Here is a 19,217-nt window from a genome sequence, read left to right as displayed (position 1 = left end):
TTGCTTACTCACTGTGCGCATTCCCTGCGGCCGCCCGCGGACCTACCGTCGTGTCCGGACACCCGCGATGAAAGGACCGGCCGATGCCCGAGACCGACTGGCGTGAACGGCACCTGGCCGCCGTGACCGAGGAGGCCGCGCTCGATTTCCCGTCCTTCGGATACCACGACGCGTGGGCACTGGGTACCGCGATGGTCAGCGCGGCAACGGCCCGCACCCTGCCGGTTGCGATCGCCATCAACTTCGGCGAGCAACGCGTCTTCCACGCCGCACTCGCCGGGTCGGCGGCGACCAACGACGACTGGTTGGCACGCAAGTTCCGCGCCGTCGCCAAGCACAACTGTTCGTCGTGGGCGCTGGCCTGTGCGCAGCGCGCCGAACCGGCGGACTACTTCGAGGCGGGCGGTTACCGGCGCAGCGAGATCGCCCTGGCCGGCGGAGCCGTGCCGCTGCGGGTGCGGGGCTCGCTGATCGGAGCCGTCGGCGTGTCCGGGTTGGCCGAAGAGGAGGATCACCGGTTCGTCATCGAGGCGCTGCGCGCCTTCCGGGCGTGACAACCCGTTACCGGCGCGCGGCCCAGGCAATACCCTGCTTGGTCAGGCGTCGCACGTCCTCACCCGCGAGATCTTGCGGGGCATGGCCGATCGAGTGGTAGAAAACCCGGCCCTTCCCCCACTGCCGCACCCAGGCCACCGGACTCGTCAGTCCGTCGAACCACGCGAAATGCTCACCGCTGAAGGTGGTTTCGGCCAGCACGGTGTTGTTGGGATCCACCGACATGTAGTACTGCTCGGAGGCCACGGGGAAATCGTCGACGCCGCGGGTCACCTCGTGGTCGTGATCGGTGATGGTCACCGTGTAGGGCTGCGGATGACCCTCGCCCGCGGGATGAGCCAGGAAGTCGCCACCCAGCATCAGGTGGTAGCGCAGGCTGGACCGGAACGCCGCCGCCGCGCCGTGCCAGGCGGCCACTCCGGTGCCCGCCTCGACCGCCGCCAGCAGGTGGTCTTCCTGGGAGTCCGACAGGTCCTCGGTGGTCAGCGCGTTGTTCCAGCCCAAGATGATCAGGTCGTAGCCGGTGAGGTCGCGGTCCAGGGTGAAGATGTCTTGGGACTCTTCGATGTCGAAGCCCAGCTCCGAAACCAGGCCGCGGGTCCACTCGGCGATGTTGTAGGGGCTGTGGCCGGGCCATCCGCCGTACAGGTACAAGACGTTGGTCATGTCAGGTCTTCTTTCTTGTCGGCGATCATCGACAGCAGTTCCCGCGGTCCGACCAGAGCCTCGGGGGCGAGAAGCCGGTCGACCTGCTCGGCGCTCAGCAGTCCTTCCTCGACCACCAGATCCGGGATGGATCGGTCCGTGCGTGACGCCGTCTTGGCAATTCTGGCCGAAGCGGCGTAACCGATGTAGGGAGTCAGGGCAGTGATGACCCCGATGGAGTGGGTCACCGAGTCGTGCAACCGGTCTCGGTTGGCCGTGATTCCGACGATACAGCGGTCGACGAGGGTACGGCAGGCCGCATCGAGGTGCGCCAGCGACTGGAATAGGCAGTGGGCGATGATCGGCTCGAATGCGTTGAGCTGTAACTGCCCGGCCTCGGCGGCCATGCTGATCGTCACGTCGTTGCCCGTGACCTCGAAGGCGACCTGATTCACCACTTCCGGGATGACCGGGTTCACCTTCCCCGGCATGATGCTCGAACCGGCCTGCATCGCAGGCAGATTGATCTCGTTGAAGCCCGAGCGCGGGCCCGAGGACAACAGCCGCAAGTCGTTGCAGATCTTGGACAGTTTGAGCGCCGTGCGCTTGAGCACACCGGAGAGTTGGACGAAGGCGCCGACATCCTGAGTGGCCTCGACCAGGTTGCCCGCGGTCGACAGCGCGAAACCGGTGATATCGGATAACCTCTCGCAGGCCAGAGCGGCATACCGGGGATGAGCGTTGAGGCCGGTACCGATCGCGGTGCCGCCGAGGTTGATCTCGGATACCAGCAGCGCCGCCTCCAGCAGCCGGTCGGCGTCTTCGGCCACCATGACCGCGTACGTGCTGAATTCCTGGCCAAGCGTCATCGGCACCGCATCCTGAAGCTGGGTGCGGCCCATCTTCAAGACGGAGGCGAACTCGGTCGCCTTGCGCCCGAACGCTTCCGCCACCGCCAGCAGGGTGGCGTGCAACGTGCGGATCTGCACCTGCAAGGCAACCTTGATCGCGGTCGGATAGACATCGTTGGTGCTCTGGCTGCGGTTCACATGCTCGAGGGGATGCAGCCGGTCGTAGTCGCCGCGCCGGTGTCCCATCAACTCCAGGGCGCGGTTGGCGATCACCTCATTGGCGTTCATGTTGGTCGAGGTGCCGGCGCCACCCTGGACCACGTCCACCACGAACTGGTCGTGCAGGCGGCCATCCCGGATCTCGCCGCACGCCGACACGATCGCGTGCGCCTGCCGCGCATCGAGCAGGTCCAGCTCGCTGTTGGCCTGCGCGGCAGCCTGTTTCACCGCGGCCAGGGCATCGACGAAATGGGGATAGGTCGACACCGCGATACCCGAGATCGGGAAGTTGTCCAGGGCTCGGGCGGTGTGCACGCCGTAGTACGCCGACGCGGGGACTTCGTAGTCACCGAGGGAGTCGCGCTCGCGCCGCAGCTCGGCCGGCGGCGCCTGCGCCGTCATCGCCATTGCGCGCTCGGCGGGGCCATGCCGGCGCCGGGCAGGCCGTCGTAGAAACCCTCGGTGGCACACGTGGTCAGCTCCAACTGCATACCCCACGGTGTCTGGAAGTAGAACCAACGCTGCCCGGCCACCGGCGCCGCCGGGTCGACACCGTTGGGACCCTCCTGCACGACGACGCCGGGGATCGCCCGCACGTAGTCGTACGCGGCCTCGATGTCGTCGACGTAGAAGGCCAGGTGATGCCCCCCGATATCGCTGTTGCGGGGGCGTTCGATGCGTTGACCGGGCGCGCTGTACTCGAACAGTTCCACGTTGTGGTGCTTGCCGATCCGGATCATCGCGATGGTGCAGCGGGCCCGTGGATCGACATCGAGCCGGCGGCGCATCCCGTCACCGGATTCGTCGACGAAGGGACCGTCGGTGAAGACGAGCTCGGCCGCGAAGTGGTCGACGAAGAACCGGACGGCCTCGTCGAGGTCGGGCACGGTATAGGCGACGTGATCCACGGCCCGCAACGTGGGCAGCGTGGGAGCGGGCATCGATTCCTCCTGAAGTCTGGCTCGGGCTACTGACCGACCGTCGCCGCCTCCGAGGTGAAGCGGTGTTCGGTCCACGGCAGTTCGTCGGCGCCGAATTTCGCGGCCCGGACGTCGGCCGAGCGGGCGTGCCCCTCGAAGTTCTCCAGGCGTGCCGCGCGGCCACAGATCCTGCCGAGTTCGGCGCTCGATTCGGCGTTGTCGATCTCCTGGTACGTCACGGTCTTGAGGAACTTGCCCACCCACAAGCCACCGGTGTACCGGGCGGCACCGAGCGTCGGGAGTACATGGTTGGTGCCGATCGCCTTGTCACCGAAGGAAACACAGGTCTTCTCCCCCAGGAACAGCGCGCCGTAGTCGCGCATCTCGGTGAGCGCCCGGCGCGGGTCGGCGGTGAGGATCTGCACGTGTTCGCTGGCCACCGTGTCGCCAAGGGCGAAGGCGTCCTCCAGCGTCTCGACCAGGTGCACCTCACCGTGGTTCTCCCAGGACACGGCCGCCACCGGACTCGTGGGCAGGTTCTGCAGCTGGCGGTTCACCTCGGCGATCGTCTCACGCCCGACGCGCTCGGAGGTGGTGATCAGCACGCACGGCGAGTCAGGCCCGTGTTCGGCCTGGCTCAGCAGGTCCGCTGCCACCACGAACGGATCGGCGGTGTCGTCGGCGATGATCAGCACCTCGGTGGGCCCGGCGAACAGATCGATACCGACCTCGCCGAACATCTGGCGCTTCGCCTCGGCGACATAGGCATTACCCGGTCCAGTCAGCAGGTTGACCGGGGCGATCGTCTCGGTACCCACGGCCAGCGCACCGATGGCCTGGACCCCGCCGAGGACGTAGATCTCGTCGGCTCCGGCCAGGTGCATGGCGGCGACACTGATCGGCGGTGGCGTGCCCACGTTGGGCGGCGTGGTCGCGGCGACGCGTTCCACGCCGGCCACTTTGGCGGTGACCACGGTCATGTGTGCCGATGCCGTCAACGGGTACCGCCCGCCCGGCACATAGGCCCCGGACGCCGACACCGGAACGTGCTTGTGCCCCAGGCGAACACCGGGCAGCGTCTCGATCTCGACATCGTGCATCGAATCGCGTTGCGCCTGTGCGAAATTGCGGACCTGGCGCTGCACGAAGGACAGATCGTCGATCACGGTGGACGGCAGGTCCGCGACGATCTTGGCGATCTGGCCCTCGGACAACCGGAACGACTCGGGCGCCCACTTGTCGAACTGCTCGGAGTACTTGCGCACCGCGGCATCGCCGTTGGCCCGGATGTCGTCGAGTACGGTGGCGACCGTCTCCACCACCTGCGGGTTGCTCTTGTGGGGCGTGCCGGCCTGGGCGGCCGGCGCCTTGAGTAGAACCGACACTGTGTTCTCCTTGCGCTGTACTGCTGGCTGAAACGTCACGCGCGGACGCGGTGGGACGTAAACCCAGTCTGTGCGGTGTGGATCACCGTCGGGAGACTCAAGCTGTGCAATACCTCACCGATTCGCTGCACAGTCCCTACGGGTGTCGCTCCCGTGCCCGCACCGCCGTGGCCGCGAGGGCACAAACCACCACCGCGCCCAGCGGGAGCGCCAAAGCGGTGTTGATGGAGCTGAGTTCGGCCAGCCAGCCGATCAACGCCGGCCCGGCCAGCAGCGCCACGTAACCCATGCCGACCACCCGAGCCAGCGCAGCCCCTGCCCCAGGCCCGATATTGCCTGCGGCGGTGAACACCTGCGGAATGCCGCCTGCCAGTCCGGCGCCGAACAGCACCCAGCCGGCCAAGGCCAGCCGCATGTCCGGGGCCAGCAGCACGGTGGTCACGCCCAGCGCGGCAACCGCGCAGCCCCACCGAATGGTGGCCACCGCACCGAACCGGCCGGCGACGGCGTCGGCGCAGAACCTGCCCGCGGTCATGGCGGCGACGAAGCAGCCGAAGGCGATCGACCCGAGCGCCGGGGTGCTCCCGAAATGCTGTTGGGCATGCAGGCTCGACCAGTCCATCGCCGCACCTTCGGACAGCAGCAGCAGGAAGGCCAGCGATCCCAGCACGACCACCTGCAGCCGGTGTGTCGACGCCGGTGCGGCCACCTCGCCGGCCGCCACGGGAGCCGGGTCGCCCAGCTGCGCACCACGCAGAAGTCCGGCGGCGGCCAGCAGCACCACCAGCACGACCGCGGCGACCGCCGCCGATGCCGCCGGCGTCGTCAGGTGGAGGGTGAAACCGATTGTCGCCAAGAGCGATCCGGCGACGCTGCCCATCGAGAAGAGGGCATGGAAGGATCCCATGATGGGCTGCCGGTAGGCGCGTTCGACCTGTACCGCCGCCGTGTTCATCGCCACGTCGGCGGCACCGGTGGCCGTACCGAAGAGCAGGGCTCCCGCGGCTACCCACGCCGTGCTGGTTGCCGCGAGCGGTGCGAGGACGCTCACCGCCATGGCGCCGGCGGCGTAGCGCCCCACCGTCGCACCGCCCAGCCGGTCGGCCAGTGGCCCGCAGACCTGCATCCCCGTCAGGGCGCCCAGCCCGGAGACCAGCAGGATGGTGCCGACCATGGCCGTGGACATCCCGGTGGCCCGTTGCACCGACGGCAGGTGCACGGCCCAGGTGGCCATGCTGATGCCGAAGCACACGAACAGCACGCTGACGCCGGTGCGCGCCTTCCTCAGCCGGCGTTCGGTGGGCGCCGAGACCATGCCGCTTAGTACCCGGCGAATGCCGGTGCGGCCGCGGCTGTCTCGGTATCGGCTGCGCTGCCGCGGATCCGGCGGGCCGCGCGCTCGCCCTCGTGGACGGCGTCCATCATGGTGCGGCTGGCGATCGCGTCGCCGACCCGCTCGATGGGCACGCCGCGGCCTTTGAGCGCGAAGTACAGATCGGTGACGGGACGGTGCCAGCCGGCGAGGATCACCGTGTCCACGTTGGCAATTCGGGCCGGGGCGCCCTTCTCCAGGATGTCCACCGTCGACCCGGTGACCGCTTCCAGCCGGGTGAACGGGTGAGTCACCATGCCGGAGGCGTGGATCCGCGGCACCGCCAGGTTGGCACTGAACGGTCCCAGCTTGGCACCGACGTACGGCAGCGGTGTCAGGAAGTCGACCTCATGGCCGTCGGCCCGCAGTTGCAGCGCCAGGCCGATCCCCTTCCAGCCGCCCTCTCCGTCGTCGACGATCACCACGTGCCGGCCGACCGGCTTGTCGTCCTCGAGAACGTCCCAGACCGACAGCACGTGCTCTTGGTCCAGGCCGGGTGTGAAGGGCTTGCCCTGCGCGAGATTGCCGACGATGTCCGGTCCGGGGGCCGAGCCGGTGGCCACGATGATGTGATCGGGCCGCAGCTCCAGTACGTCGTCGGCGCTGGGTGCCCAACCCAGCCGTAGGTCCACGCCGTGTTTGCGGATCATCACGTCGAGGTGGTCGATGACACCGCGGATTTCTTCACGGCCCCTGATCCTTTCGGCGATGCGCAGCTGCCCGCCGGTACGGTCGCGGCGCTCGATGAGGATGACCTCGTGTCCCTGCCGGGCGGCGACCTCGGCGGCCTTCATGCCGGCCGGACCGGCCCCGATCACCACGACGCGGCGCCGGAAGGTGGCCTGGATCAGGGTGCCCGCACCGAGTTCCTGCTCGTAACCGGCGGCCGGATTGTGCACACACGACGAATGGGTGATGGCGAACAACCGGTCGATGCAGCCCTGGTTGCAGCCGATGCAGCGGCGGATCTCGTCGAGCCGCCCTTCGGCGATCTTGTTGACGGTTTCCGGGTCGGCGATCTGCTGGCGGGTCATGGCCACCAGGTCGGCGTGGCCGAGGTTGAGGATATCGGCGGCATCGTGCGGGTCGTTGATCCGGCCGACCGCGATGACGGGGACGTCCACGACGGATTTCACCGCGGCGGCCAGGCTCTCCCAGATTCGCTTCGGGTGCTGCATGTCCGGCACGTTTTGGTGTGCCTCGTTGTATGTGGCGGCCTTCACGCAGATGTAGTCGATCTTGCCGGTCGCGGTGATGGCCTGGGCGATCTGCTGGGCGTCCCCGATGGTCAGCCCGCCCGGGCTGAAATCGTCGCCCTGCAGATTGATGCCGACCAGGTAGTCGGGTCCGACCTCGTCGCGCACCGCGTCGATCACCCGCAGCACCAAGCGCATCCGGTTCTGCAGTGAGCCACCGTACTCGTCGTCGCGGTGGTTGGAGAACGGTGACAGGAACGACGCCAGCAGGTAACCACCGTAGCCGGAATGTATTTCCACCCCGTCCATACCGCCCTGCTTGGCGTGCCGGGCGCCGATGGCGTGACCGGCGACGATCTCGTCGATGTCCTCGAGTTCCATCTCCTTGGGCATCTCGAGGTTGAACGGGCACGGCGTGTTCGACGGCCCCCACAACGCGCGCTCGGTGAAGGTCGAATGCCCTTGGCGTCCACCGTGTCCGAGCTGCATGACGATGCGGGCACCGTACTGGTGCACGGCGTCGGTGATCTTGCGCAGACCCGGCACGATCTCGGGGAGCCAGGCCTGCGGCTCCCCGGGGACGTCCTGCGAGGTGGGATGGATTTGCGGGAACGCCATCCCGATCAGGCCGGCGCCGCCCATGGCGCGCTCCCGGTAGTACGCGACGTGCTGGTCGGTGGGCAGGTAGTCCTTGGCCATCCCGGTGCCGTGCCCGGTCATGACGATGCGGTTACGGACCGCCACGGTGCCGAGCGTGATCGGCTCGAACAGGGCGGCCAGGGCAGGGTCGGTCTTCACGGCGAGCTTCTCCATCGTCGGCTGAACGAAAACGTGCTGTGTCAGAGGTGATTACGCGGTGAGCGCGCCGGAGTGACCGAGCCGCAGGGCCAGGGCCGCCGCCGTGATCGCGGGGTTGACCGCGGCCGAGGACGGGAAGACCGAGGTGTCGGCGATCCACAGGTTGTCCAGGTCGTGGGTGCGCAGGCCGGCGTCGACGACACTGGTGGCCGGGTCGTCACCCATCACCGCGGTGCCGCACTGATGCGAGGTTGCCTCGACGCCCAGGCTGCGGGTCATCACCACCGGGAAACCCGCCTTGCGTACGACGGTCTTCATGTTCGAGATGAGTTCGTGGTGGGCGGCCAGGTTGGTTTCCCGCCGGGTCAAGGTGATCTGGCCGCCGGCGCCGAGGGTGACCCGGTTCTCGGGCAGCGGCAGATCTTCGGTCTGGATGAACAGGTCCAGGGTGTATTTGGTGACCTCGTCGAGAATCGGCATCGGCACCCAGGGCTTGCCCATCTTGGCTTGGGGACCACGGAGTTTGCCCAACCCCTGGACGTTGCCGAGTGGGTACTTGTTGGTCGGCCCGGCGGAGTACCAGTCGTTGATGCCGATCGTCTTCTGATAGACGGCTTCGTTCTTGCGGCGCGGATCGATGGCCAGGAAGAACGTGGTGACATGCGCCATGTAGTTGCGCCCCACTTGATCGGAGCTGTTGGCCAGTCCGTTCGGATGATCATCGGAGGCCGAGCGCAGGAGCAGGGCCGCGGTGTTCACCGCGCCACAGGCAAGCACGAAACGCTTGGCCCGCACCTGGATGCGGCGTCCGCTATGGATGATCGACGCCGAGGTGACGCGCCGGCCCGTGGCATCGGTGTCCAGTCTGGTGACCTCCGCGTTGGTCAGCAACCGGATGTTGCCTGCCCCACCGTGCAGCGCGGGGCGTACCGCGGCGACGTCGGCGTCGCCCTTGGCATCGACCATGCAGGCGAACGAATCGCAGGTGTAACACAGGACGCAAGCACCTCCGGGGCGGCGGTCCAGCGCCTGTGGCGCCGAAAAGGGATGCAATCCTTGCCGTTTCGCGCTCTCCACCAGCCGGGCCATCGCGCCCTCGTGCGGCACACCGGGAAAGGGATAATCCTGCGAGCGCCACGGATCGGTGGGATCCTCGCCCTTGTTGCTGTGCACCCAGAACATCCGCTCGGCCTGGCAGTAGTACGGCTCGAGCTCGTCGTAGGACACCGGCCACGCCGGTGAGACGCCGTCGACGTGTTCGATCTCGCCGAAGTCGCATTCCCGGAAGCGCGGCAGTGTCGCCCCGTACAGCTTGGTGGAGCCGCCCACGTAGTGGTAGTTGCCCGGCACGAAGTCGGTGCCGGTGCTGGCGTCGCGCCACGCCGCCGAGTTCTTGTACCGGCCTCCGGTGTGCACGGCGTCGAACGACCAGTTCTCCCTCTCGATGGGCAGGAAGTCCCCTTGCTCGATGATCAGGACCCGCGCGCCGGATTCCCGCAGCGCGTAGGCCAGGGTGCCGCCGCCCATGCCGGACCCGACGATCGCGATGTCGGTGTCGAGAACGTCGGGCGGGTCGGTGATCACGTGCGATTGCACGGCGGACGCGGAAATGGCCATGTGGCGCTCCTCTGGGCTGAGAGGACGTATGGGATGAGCCCATGTGATGGGCCATCTTCCAAAACTAGGCCGATTGCGCCCTCCGCCGGGAGCAGCACAGTGTGCAGCGCTGGTGCGCATGCCTGCTCACACCATGCAATACCGGTCAGCGGTTGCCGCGATGCAGCAGATCGTGCCCGCGCACGGCGAACACCAGCGCCTGCCGGGTGTCGGGGTCGTCGAGCGAACGGCCGAGCAGGCTGGTGATGCGCTCCAGCCGGTAGTACAGCGTGCGCCGCTGGACGAACAGTTCCGCGGCGGCTTGGGACTTGTTCCCGTCACACGCCAGGTAGGTGCGCAAGGTGGGCAGCAGCGGGTTGGTGGCCTTGGCGTCGTGCTTGAGCACCGGGCCGAGTTCGTCTTCGATGTAGCGGGCCAGCTCGGGACCGCCGGCCAGCGACGCCAGCAGGCGCAGCACACCCAGGTCGTCGAATCGGTGCACCGCCTTCTCCGGGCGGGCCGCCGCCACCGAGGCGGCACTGCGGGCCTGGTCGACGGCCGTCGGAAGCTGATTGGCGCTGACCGGACGGCTGATCCCGGCCCGCACGTTCAGCGCGGAAAGCCGCTGCACCACTTGCTTTTCCGAACTCGTCCTGGTCAACCCGACGATCGCCAGGGTGTGCTCGCCGAGGTCGGCGACCACGGCGGGTACCCGCATGCCACGGCACAGCTCCTCGATGGCGTCGTCACCGGAATTCCCGATCGGATTCTCCCGGCAGACGAAGATGACCACCAGCGCGTGTTCGCGAAAGTCGCGACCGATCCGCAGGGCCCTGCTGACGAACGCGTCGCCGGAGATGTCGCCCAGCAGCAACCGGCTGACCAGAGCGTTCTGCCGCTGCGCGGATTTCGCTCCGCTCTCCCGCGCGCCGAGCAGGGTGATGGCGATGCCGTCGGTGGCCCGGTCCAGCGCATAGCCCGCGGTGCCCGACACCGCGGTACCGTCGTGCAGGACATGCAGCCAGCCCCACCGTTCCCCGCGCAGCACCACCGCCCGCCGGCTGCAGTTGTGCGCTTCGTTGGGGTTGCCGTCGCCGGCTGCTGAGTCGTGGTCGATGCGGGAATGATGCTCCCATTCGGCCAGCACCGCGTCACCGGCATCGGAGGCTCCCGAGTAGGCGACGACCTGACAGGTGGCGTCCTCGAGCACGACGGGGTGGCCGACTTCGGCGGCCAGCGCGTCGGTGAACAGCACCGGGTCGCGGCCGGCCAGCAACAATTGCATGAAGGTGGCGTTGAGCCGCTCATAAGCGCTCAGATCCAGCACCCGCTGGTCGATGATCGATTCGTGCACCTGCGCCGACACCTCGACGAAAGGCAGTTCGCCGTCGAGCCCTACCAGGGGGAAGCCGCGCTCGCGTGCGGCGTTGACCAACGCGTCGGGCATGGCGGCGAACGCGCGCCCGCTCAGTTCGATGATCAGCACCGCGGCCTGCGCGTCGGCGATCTCGTCGAGGTAGCGGACTTGCTGCTCGGCGGTGGAACCGATGCCCAGGCCCGCGGTCAGCAACATCTCGCCGCCGCTGAGGAAGGTCGCGATGTCGGGGATTTCGGTGGGATGAACCCAGCGGATCGGGCGGTTCAGGTTTTCCTCGCCGGCGTAGACCTTCAGCGGGACACGGCTGAATACCTCCAGTTCGAGGGCGGTCTTGACCGTCATTGCCATGTCGAACACACCTCCGGGTCACATTGTGCAGGAAAACTTGAGTTCACTGCTCAGATTGCGTCTGACGAGAGCTGCGTCACCCTGGGCAGACTGTGAGGCAACCGCGCGAAAGTACGAAAGGATAGTTCATGCCAAGGCTCAACGGCGGACAGGTCATCGCCCGCATTCTCAAGGAGTATGGAGTCCCCTACGTCGCCGGCATCCCGGGCCACGGCATCTGGGGTCTGATGGACGCCTTCAACGAGAACGAATCGAAGATCCCGTTCATCCAGACCTACCACGAGCAGAGCGCGGTGCACCTGGCCGACGGCTACTACCGGGTGTCGGGCCGGCCGATGTGCGCGGTGACCTCCATCGGCGCCGGGGCATCGAACACCGTCCTCGGCCTGGCGACCGCCTACAGCGACTCGACCAGCGTGCTGGTGATCACCGGTGGGCCGCCGCGCCATATGCGCGGCCGCGGCGTGCTCCAGGAGCTGGATCGCCAGAAGGACAACGGTTTTCCGCAGGTCACCGAGGCGGTGTCCAAGCGCAGCTGGGTGGCCAACAGCATCGAGGATCTGCCGTTCATCATGCATCGAGCGTTCTCCACGATGCTGACCGGCCGCCGCGGCCCCGCGCATATCGAGGTGCCGTGGGACCTGCACGCCGAGACCGCCGAGGTGAACTTCCACGACCTGGCCCGTCGGTTGCCGGTCGGCTTGCAGTACCCCGACCCCGAGGCCATCACGCGCGCGGTCGACGTGCTCTCGACCGCCAAGCGGCCGATGATCGTGGTCGGCGGCGGCGCGATCAGCGCCTACGCCACCGATGAGGTGCGGGCACTGGCCGAGGGGTTCGACATCCCGGTGGCGACGACGTGGAATGGCAAGAGCGCCTTCCCCGAAGACCACGATCTGTTCGTCGGCAGCGTCGGGCAGACCGGCACCATCCACGGCAACCACCTGGCCGCCAACGCCGATGTGGTGGTCTCCATCGGCTGCCGTTTCACCGACTGGTCGGCATCCAGCTACGCGCAGGGCAAGTCCTTCTCGTTCCCGCCCGCCAAGCTCATCCACATCGATATCGACCCGCACGAGATCGGCAAGATCTACCCGGCCGAGGTCGGAATCGTCGCCGACGCCAAGCCGACGGTGGCCGCCATCGTCGATTCGTTGCCGGCCAAGCCGGACCGCAGCGACTATCTGGCCGAGGTGGCCGAGCGCAAGGCGGCGTGGGAGATCGAGCTGTCCTCCCGCCGGGACACCGACCGCTTCCCCTTCACCCTGCAGCGCCCGCTCGCTGCCCTGCGAAATGTGATGGACCGCAACGGGATCGTACTCGTCGGTTCCGGCAACACGCAGGGTGCGGTCAAGCAGACCTTCCCCGTGTACGAACCGCGTACCCACCTGACCACCGGTGGTTTCTCGTCGATGGGCTGGCCCGTGCCGGCGGCATTGGGCGCCAAGCTGGCCGCGCCCGAACGCCAGGTGGCCAGTATCACCGGAGACGGCGATTTCCTGATGACGGTGCAGGAGATCGGGGTGGCGGTTCAGCACAACATCCCGGTGGTGTTCATCGTGCAGGACAACTCCGGATACATCTCCATTCGCGGCGGCCAGCGCAACGCCACCGATCGGATCATCGGCACCGAGTTCAACCGCCCGGACGGTACGCCCTACAGCCCCAGCTTCAAGGAGGTCGGAAAGTCCTTCGGGCTGGAGTCCTTCCGGGTGGAGTCGGCGGGCGACCTCGAGCCGACGTTCAAGCGGGCGTTCGACGCCCAGGCACCGGTGCTGGTCGAGATCCCGACCGACCGCGATCTGGCCAGTCCGTTCGTGCCCGGCTGGCTGGACTTCCCGCCGCTGCCGCACATCACCGACGAACGCGCCGACGAGTACCGCGAGCTGCGGGCCCGTGAACAACACCAGTAGGTAAATCCCACCGCGCACGCTCATTCCAGGTCCGCCGTCGCCGCTGTCCCCCGCAGCGGCGGCGGCGGACCTCTCCCTATCGAAGGCAGGTAGTCATGTCTCGTCTGCAGGGCAAGGTCGCCCTGATCACCGGTGCCGCCCGCGGCCAGGGCCGCTCCCATGCGCTACGGCTGGCCGACGAAGGCGCCGACATCATCGCGCTGGATGTGTGCGCGCAGATCGCCACCGTGCCCTACCCGATGCCGGATTCCGATGACCTGGTCACGACCGTCGATCTGGTGAAGAGCCGCGGCCGCCGCGTCTTTGCCGCCGAGGTGGACGTCCGCGACCTGGCGGGCCTGGAAAAGGCGGTACAGCAAGGTGTTTCCGAGCTGGGGCGGCTGGACGTGGTGGTGGCCAACGCGGGCACCCTGAACGACACCGCTGCACTGTGGGAGTTGTCCGAAGAGCAGTTCCAGGATCAGATCGACGTCAACCTCACCGGGGTGTGGAAGACGATCAAAGCCACCGTCCCGACGTTGCTCGCCCAGAACGAGGGCGGCGCGATCATCCTGATCAGTTCTATCTCCGGCTTGACCGTCGAGCTCAATGTCGGCCACTACGCGGCGTCCAAGCACGGCGTGAACGGTCTGATGCGCACGCTCTCAGGCGAACTCGCGCCGTACGGGATCCGGGTGAACTCGATCAACCCGACCAACGTCAACACGTTGATGATCAACAACCCGCGCTACAACCGGTTGTTCGCCGGCGGTGTCGAAGGGGCCACCCAGGACCAGGCGCTGCCGGCGCTCACCGCGATGCATGCGCTGGCAATCCCGTTCCTCGACCCCGTGGATGTCAGCAATGCCGTGGTGTATCTCGCGGGTGAGGACGGCCGCTACATCACGGGTACCACCCTGGTGATCGACGCCGGTGCGATGAACCCGTTCAAGGCACCGCACCGACGCACCGACTGAGTACCCGCGGTCAGGCGGCCGGGGTGGGCGCGTCCTCGCGGATCAGCCCGGCCGTCCGGAGGTCGTCCCACACCTCCTGTGGAACAGGGGTTTCGAACAGCTCGGCATTGCGCCGCTGTTGAACTGCGTTGCGGGCACCGATGCACACACTGACGACGGCGGGGTGCGCGTAGGCGAATTGCAGGGCCACCGCAGGCAGCGCGACACCGTGCCGCCCGCAGATCTCCTCGATGCGGCCGGCTTTGGCCAGCACGTCCTTCGGCGCGGGGCCGTAGTTGAAGCGAGCCCCCACGACCGGCCCGGTGGCGAGCACGCCGCTGTTGTAGACGCCGCCCAGCACGATCCCGATACCGCGCTCCGCGCAGATGGGTAGCAGCTCGTCGAGTGGTTCCTGCTCGAGCAGGGTGTACCGGCCCGCCAACAGGCACAGGTCCGAGTCCGTGGTCTTGACCGCCTCGGTCATCACGTCGGTCTCGTTGACGCCGAAGCCGATCGCCTTGACCACACCCTGTTCGCGCAGTGCCTCCAAGGCCGGGAAGGCGCTGACGATCGCCTGGCGGAAGTACTCGGGTTGTCCTGAGCCGTGGGTGAAGCGGTCGCAGTCGTGGACGAACAACGCGTCGAAGCGGTCGGTGAGCATCCGCTGCATGCTCTGCTCCACCGCCCGCATCACACCGTCGTAGCTGTAGTCGAAGGACGCCACCAGCGGCGGGATGTTCTGGTATTGGCCGTCCTGGTTGGGCGCGTTCAGGCTCGGGGTCAGCACGCGCCCCACCTTGGTGGACAGCACCAGCTGGGAGCGGTCGTACGTGCGTAGCGCATGGCCCAGCCGGTATTCGCTCAGACCGTTGCCGTACCCGGGTGCGGTGTCGAAGTAGCGCACGCCCTGATCCCAGGATTGGGCGACCATGTCCGCCGCCGCGGATTCGGTGAACGTGCCGTTGAAGTTGCCGATCGGCGCGCCGCCGTAGCCGATCGCGGTGAACGCCAGCTTCGACCGTTCGTGGATTGTTTCCTGCGATACCTTCACGTCCGCGCCTCGCTTGGGTCAAGTGTGTTGTCAGCCAGCAGAATTGCTGTCGTCTCTGACGTTAGAGATGACGCCTACCCGGCGAACTACACAAAACGCGCACTGTTGCGCGCGGATGGTTCACGGTTTGGGCCGCACACCCATCTGCTGCTGCACCCGCTCGGCAAGCAGTTCGTGCGCATGGGTGGTGATGTGCTCGGCGGCGGCGAACACATACGTGCGGTCGGCGCCGGCCTCCTTCAGCGTGTCCGCGTCACAGTAATCCTGTCCGGGCTGGGCGCAGGCGTCCTCGTTCGCCCCGTGGGTGAAGCCGTACCGTGCCGGGTCCGTCAACAGATCCGTGACGAACGCATTGGTGTCGAAGATCTGCAGGCGCGGATCCTTCGGCAGCTGGTCCAACAGCGCGCCGTTGTAGGCGGCGGTCAGGTCGTTGACGTAGTCGCGTGCGGCCGGCGTCTCGAACCACGGCAGCACACCGAGGTCGAAGAGCGTGAAGACCAAGAGATGCTGGGCACCGTGGCGCAGAATCGTCGATGCGGTGCGGGCTTCGGCCGCCGCGGCCTGGCGGACCCGGGCGCGTTCGGCGTCCATCTTCTCCCGGGTCGGGGCGCGGTCGGCGCGCAGGTCGTCGGCAAGGCTCTTACCGAATCGCGGATCGAAGTTGAGCGCCACGTCGTTGGTGCCGACCCAGAGGGTCACCAGTTGGTCCGGCGCGAACGTCGCGTGCTGGGCCAGATAGCGCTGTACCTGGATGCCGGCCGAAATGGGCGTCCCTTGCGGATTTTTCGACACCACGGAATAGGGCAGTTCGGCGCGGGCGCCGCCTTCGGCATAGTTCAGGCCGCCGGGGCCGGGAATACCGGGCTTTCCCTGATAGACATCGTCGTAGCTGGCGACGTGTTCGTTGGGGGTGTCCGGCTGGCCGAGGGTGCCGGCGACGTGCTGGGCCCAGGTCCGGCCGGGATTGGTGGTGAACCGGAAGCCGTACGTACCGGCGTCGGTGAGGCTGTCACCGAAGAACACGGCGCTGGTGATCACCGATTCGTCGGGCGCGGCACCCGCCGGCGGGATGACGGCCAGGGCCAGGGAGCCGGCCGCGCCGATGACGAGTGCCCACAGCGGATGACGTTTCATGCGGCCCGACGTTAGCAACGCCGGGCCGCCACCCGACTACCCAAACCGTGCAGTCTGTGTGACGCATTTTTCGCTGCTTGTGAATTGCCATCAATCGGCGATCCGACGCCTGCCGAGGCGAGCAGACAGACCCGCAGTGGGAAACTCGACCACTCAATGCGGAACAAACCGGCCCGAGGGAAGGTAACTAGGAATCATGGACAGCTTCTCACTCGGCACACACACCGTCGGTCGCGTCGGATTCGGCGCCATGCAGCTCCCCGGCCCCGGGGTGTTCGGCCCGCCCCGCGACCACGACCAGGCCATCGCCGTATTGAAGCGGGCGATCGAACTCGGTATCAACCACATCGACACCGCGCAGTTCTACGGGCCGCGGGTGTCCAATGAGCTGATCCGGGAAGCGCTGCATCCCTACCCCGAGGACCTCGCCCTCGTCAGCAAGGTGGGAGCCCGCCGCGACGACGCGGGCAACTGGACTCCTGCGCAGCAGCCCGACGAGTTGCGTGCCGATATCGAGGAGAACCTGGCCACGTTGGGTGTCGATCGGCTGGCCGCGGTGAACCTGCGCATCCACTCCGGTGATCCGAGCTCGGTCGGCCCGGTACACCGTGAGCTGTTCGACCGGCAGCTGACCGCGATGATCGCCGCCCGTGACGAGGGCCTGATCGAGGGCATCGGCTTGAGCAGCATCTCCGAGGAGCACCTGCGCATCGCGCTGGACCGCACCGACATCGTGACGGTGCAGAACGCCTACAACCTCGTCGACCGCTCGGCTCAGCCCGTTCTCGACCTGTGCACCGAACGCGGGATCTCCTTCGTGCCGTTCTTCCCACTCGGCTCGGCGTTCACCGCGGACAACCCGGTGCTCGGGCATCCCGCGGTCCGGCGCGAGGCGCAGAAGCTGGATCGCACCCCGGCGCAGATCGCGCTGGCGTGGACGTTGACGGTGGCGCCGAACGTGCTGTTGATCCCCGGAACATCGTCGGTGGCGCACCTCGAGGAAAACACGGCGGTCCGCGATATCGAGTTGGACGAGGAGACCAAGCGCGAACTCGACGCCGCGGCGAGTACCGGAGCGGCGTAGTTACATCGCTTCCGTCGCAGCATATTTCACCCGTCTCAGCCGCCCTGTTCGGCGGTGGCCTTGATTGCCGCCAGCGTCACGGGGATGCCGGATACGGCAGCGCGGCTGCGAATGGCGATCTCGGTGTCGGCCTGCGGACCGTAGCGTTCACCGAAGCCGACGATCCCGCGAGGCAGGAACACCCATGACTGTGTCAGCCGGGTGGCCGCGTCGGCATCGTCCACGGTGAAGCCCCACCTGACCCAGCCGTCGTTGACCTCCCAGGCGAATGCGCGCCCGGGGTCGGCGACGACAACCTGGCTGCGCGTCTCCCAGGTTCGCTCGGCGGTCTCGTTGCGGCCGGTGAACCACGCGCCGACCACCGGTCCGGTGGCGGGATCGTCCCACCAACACGCTCGGCATTGTGGACTCCACTCCCCCATGCGCGTGACATCGGATACCAGCGCATAGATTTCGTCGCGTCCGCGGCCGATCAGGATCGAGTCGGAGAACTCGAGAACAGTCACGGCGTCAGTGTAGGAGGCGCGCACCATCCGACACGGATGGCAAGGTCTGAGTGTTCTGCGAAAGGATCGGGCATGTCCGGATTGATAGTCGGCCCTCACCTGTACGCAGTCTGTGTGGTGATGGTGATGGCCGCGGCGGTGTACGGGCTGAGCCGGCTGGGACCCGTGTGGACCGTGCCCGTCGCGACGGCGCGCGCAGCCGGTCAGTTGGCGGCCGTGTCGGCGGTACTGGCGTCGGCGATGGCCCGGCTGTGGACGTCGGTCATGGTCCTGGTGGTCATGATCGGCGTCGCCACCATCACCGCCGTGCGCCGCGCCCAGGCCGCCCGCGGCGCCGCGTGGCTGACGGCCCCGATGTTGGCCGGTCTGACGGTCTCCCTGTCACCGTTGCTCCTGAGCCGGGTCGTCCCGCTGACAGGAGTCGCCCTCATCCCGATCGTCGGCATCGTGCTGGGCGGCACGATGACCTCCTCGGCGGTGGCGGCTCGGCTGACGCTGAACATGCTCGAGGTGCGCTGGGGCGAGGTGGAGGCCGCCTTGAGCTTGGGATTCAGACCACGTGATGCCCGGATGGAGATCATTCGTGATGCCGGCGCCGACGCGCTGGTGCCCAACCTCGATCAGGCGCGCACCGCCGGTCTCGTGGTCCTGCCCGGTGCTTTCGTCGGCGTACTGCTGAGCACCGGATCGGCAGCTCAGGCCTGCGTGGCACAGATCCTCGTGATCGTCGCGTTGCTGCTGTCGCAGAGTTGCGCGGTAGCCTTGACGTGCGAGTTGGTCGCCCGGAGCCGGATTTCGCGAGACGGCCTGTGACAGTTGCGAACCGCGTGGCAGCGTGGCAATGCGTCACCACTGCCGACACCGGGCCACCCAGTGGCGAGTATCGGTTCCGGGCGTTCGCTCAACTGCCGAGAGCTATGGCGTTGGCCCGTGCGTAAACGGCGTCGAGGACAGCAGCTTCGGCTTCGTCGACGGTGGCCAGCGCGAAATCGATGGCGTCCAGGGCGTAGATCTCGGCGAGTTCTGCGTCGTGCTCGGCACGGTTGGCGGTGATCTGGGCGCGCTTCTCGTCGAGATCGCATTTCACCTTGGCGATATGGGCCTGCCATCTCTGCCGGACGTCGTTCCACTCCGATGCGGCTTCGTGTTCTGCGTCAACGACTTTCGATCCCAGTCGATCGGCCGACACGGCGGCCCTGTCCCTGGCCTGTGCGACGTCCTCGGCCAGGCGGTCTCTGCTACGTTCGGCCGAGTCCTTGAGATGCTCGGACGCTGCTCGCGCGCGATCGGCGATCTCGTCGAATTGGGTGCGGAGGTTTGTTGACATCGTG

The 19,217-nt window shown here is 67.3% G+C and carries 17 protein-coding genes; 5 read left to right on the top strand and 12 right to left on the bottom strand.

All coding sequences use genetic code 11. The features are described from left to right. Positions 1–83: 83 nt before the first annotated feature. Positions 84–554 carry a heme-binding protein gene (locus BN977_RS29375; protein ID WP_036403532.1) on the top strand — a complete coding sequence of 157 codons (471 nt, stop codon included), beginning with the start codon at positions 84–86 and terminating at the stop codon, positions 552–554. A gap of 7 nt (positions 555–561) precedes the next feature. Here the strand turns inward: BN977_RS29375 and BN977_RS29370 are convergent, their stop codons facing one another. The 8 genes from BN977_RS29370 to BN977_RS29335 all read right to left on the bottom strand — a co-directional run bounded on the left by BN977_RS29370 (position 562) and on the right by BN977_RS29335 (position 11,263). Then, positions 562–1,221 carry a ThuA domain-containing protein gene (locus BN977_RS29370; RefSeq protein ID WP_036403531.1) on the bottom strand — a complete coding sequence of 220 codons (660 nt, stop codon included), beginning with the start codon at positions 1,219–1,221 and terminating at the stop codon, positions 562–564. After that, entirely contained in the window at positions 1,218–2,672 is a 1,455-nt protein-coding gene (locus BN977_RS29365) for an aspartate ammonia-lyase (protein ID WP_036404862.1), read from the bottom strand. Before BN977_RS29365 ends, BN977_RS29370 begins: the two co-directional genes overlap by 4 nt. Next, positions 2,669–3,211 (bottom strand): VOC family protein, encoded by a 543-nt coding sequence (locus tag BN977_RS29360; RefSeq protein WP_081664235.1) that lies wholly within the window; start codon positions 3,209–3,211, stop codon positions 2,669–2,671. Before BN977_RS29360 ends, BN977_RS29365 begins: the two co-directional genes overlap by 4 nt. Positions 3,212–3,237: 26 nt before the next feature. Next, on the bottom strand, positions 3,238–4,575 hold the full coding sequence (gene hisD / locus BN977_RS29355) for a histidinol dehydrogenase (protein WP_024450565.1): 1,338 nt from the start codon (positions 4,573–4,575) through the stop codon (positions 3,238–3,240). Between the two features lie 136 nt (positions 4,576–4,711). Then, on the bottom strand, positions 4,712–5,890 hold the full coding sequence (locus BN977_RS29350; protein WP_051562050.1) for an MFS transporter: 1,179 nt from the start codon (positions 5,888–5,890) through the stop codon (positions 4,712–4,714). 5 nt (positions 5,891–5,895) lie between these two features. Beyond that, a complete protein-coding gene (locus BN977_RS29345) occupies positions 5,896–7,941 on the bottom strand; it encodes an oxidoreductase (protein ID WP_165576384.1) in 2,046 nt (681 codons plus the stop codon). Between the two features lie 51 nt (positions 7,942–7,992). Next, positions 7,993–9,558 carry an FAD-dependent oxidoreductase gene (locus BN977_RS29340; protein WP_109790304.1) on the bottom strand — a complete coding sequence of 522 codons (1,566 nt, stop codon included), beginning with the start codon at positions 9,556–9,558 and terminating at the stop codon, positions 7,993–7,995. Between the two features lie 145 nt (positions 9,559–9,703). After that, positions 9,704–11,263, bottom strand: a complete 1,560-nt coding sequence (locus BN977_RS29335) for a PucR family transcriptional regulator (protein WP_024450569.1) — start codon at positions 11,261–11,263, stop codon at positions 9,704–9,706. Positions 11,264–11,391: 128 nt separating this feature from the next. Between BN977_RS29335 and BN977_RS29330 the strand changes: the two genes are divergently transcribed. Both BN977_RS29330 and BN977_RS29325 read left to right on the top strand, forming a co-directional pair. Then, on the top strand, positions 11,392–13,176 hold the full coding sequence (locus BN977_RS29330) for a thiamine pyrophosphate-binding protein (RefSeq protein ID WP_036403530.1): 1,785 nt from the start codon (positions 11,392–11,394) through the stop codon (positions 13,174–13,176). Between the two features lie 95 nt (positions 13,177–13,271). Beyond that, complete coding sequence (locus tag BN977_RS29325; RefSeq protein WP_036403529.1) at positions 13,272–14,132, top strand: mycofactocin-coupled SDR family oxidoreductase; 861 nt, start codon at positions 13,272–13,274, stop codon at positions 14,130–14,132. A gap of 10 nt (positions 14,133–14,142) precedes the next feature. Here the strand turns inward: BN977_RS29325 and BN977_RS29320 are convergent, their stop codons facing one another. Together BN977_RS29320 and BN977_RS29315 are read right to left on the bottom strand one after the other, a co-directional pair. Beyond that, the gene (locus BN977_RS29320) at positions 14,143–15,162 is read right to left on the bottom strand and encodes an aldo/keto reductase (protein WP_036403527.1); all 1,020 of its coding nucleotides are present in this window, start codon (positions 15,160–15,162) and stop codon (positions 14,143–14,145) included. Between the two features lie 120 nt (positions 15,163–15,282). Next, positions 15,283–16,296 carry an SGNH/GDSL hydrolase family protein gene (locus tag BN977_RS29315; protein WP_036403525.1) on the bottom strand — a complete coding sequence of 338 codons (1,014 nt, stop codon included), beginning with the start codon at positions 16,294–16,296 and terminating at the stop codon, positions 15,283–15,285. A 196-nt stretch (positions 16,297–16,492) separates the two neighbouring features. Here BN977_RS29315 and BN977_RS29310 point away from each other — a divergent pair, with 196 nt between their 5' ends. Then, positions 16,493–17,380, top strand: coding sequence for an oxidoreductase (locus BN977_RS29310; protein ID WP_036403523.1), 888 nt, complete (start codon positions 16,493–16,495; stop codon positions 17,378–17,380). Between the two features lie 35 nt (positions 17,381–17,415). Here the strand turns inward: BN977_RS29310 and BN977_RS29305 are convergent, their stop codons facing one another. After that, the gene (locus BN977_RS29305; protein WP_036404848.1) at positions 17,416–17,886 is read right to left on the bottom strand and encodes an SRPBCC family protein; all 471 of its coding nucleotides are present in this window, start codon (positions 17,884–17,886) and stop codon (positions 17,416–17,418) included. Between the two features lie 72 nt (positions 17,887–17,958). Here BN977_RS29305 and BN977_RS29300 point away from each other — a divergent pair, with 72 nt between their 5' ends. After that, positions 17,959–18,699, top strand: a complete 741-nt coding sequence (locus tag BN977_RS29300; RefSeq protein ID WP_036403521.1) for an ABC transporter permease — start codon at positions 17,959–17,961, stop codon at positions 18,697–18,699. 88 nt (positions 18,700–18,787) lie between these two features. Here BN977_RS29300 and BN977_RS29295 read toward each other — a convergent pair whose 3' ends face one another. Beyond that, the gene (locus BN977_RS29295; RefSeq protein WP_036403519.1) at positions 18,788–19,213 is read right to left on the bottom strand and encodes a hypothetical protein; all 426 of its coding nucleotides are present in this window, start codon (positions 19,211–19,213) and stop codon (positions 18,788–18,790) included. Positions 19,214–19,217: the final 4 nt, after the last annotated feature.

It is taken from the genome of Mycolicibacterium cosmeticum (genome assembly GCF_000613185.1).
Classification (GTDB): Bacteria; Actinomycetota; Actinomycetes; order Mycobacteriales; family Mycobacteriaceae; genus Mycobacterium; species Mycobacterium cosmeticum.
Note: the sequence above shows the minus strand (reverse complement) of the source record. Positions and strands in the feature narration are given on the sequence as shown.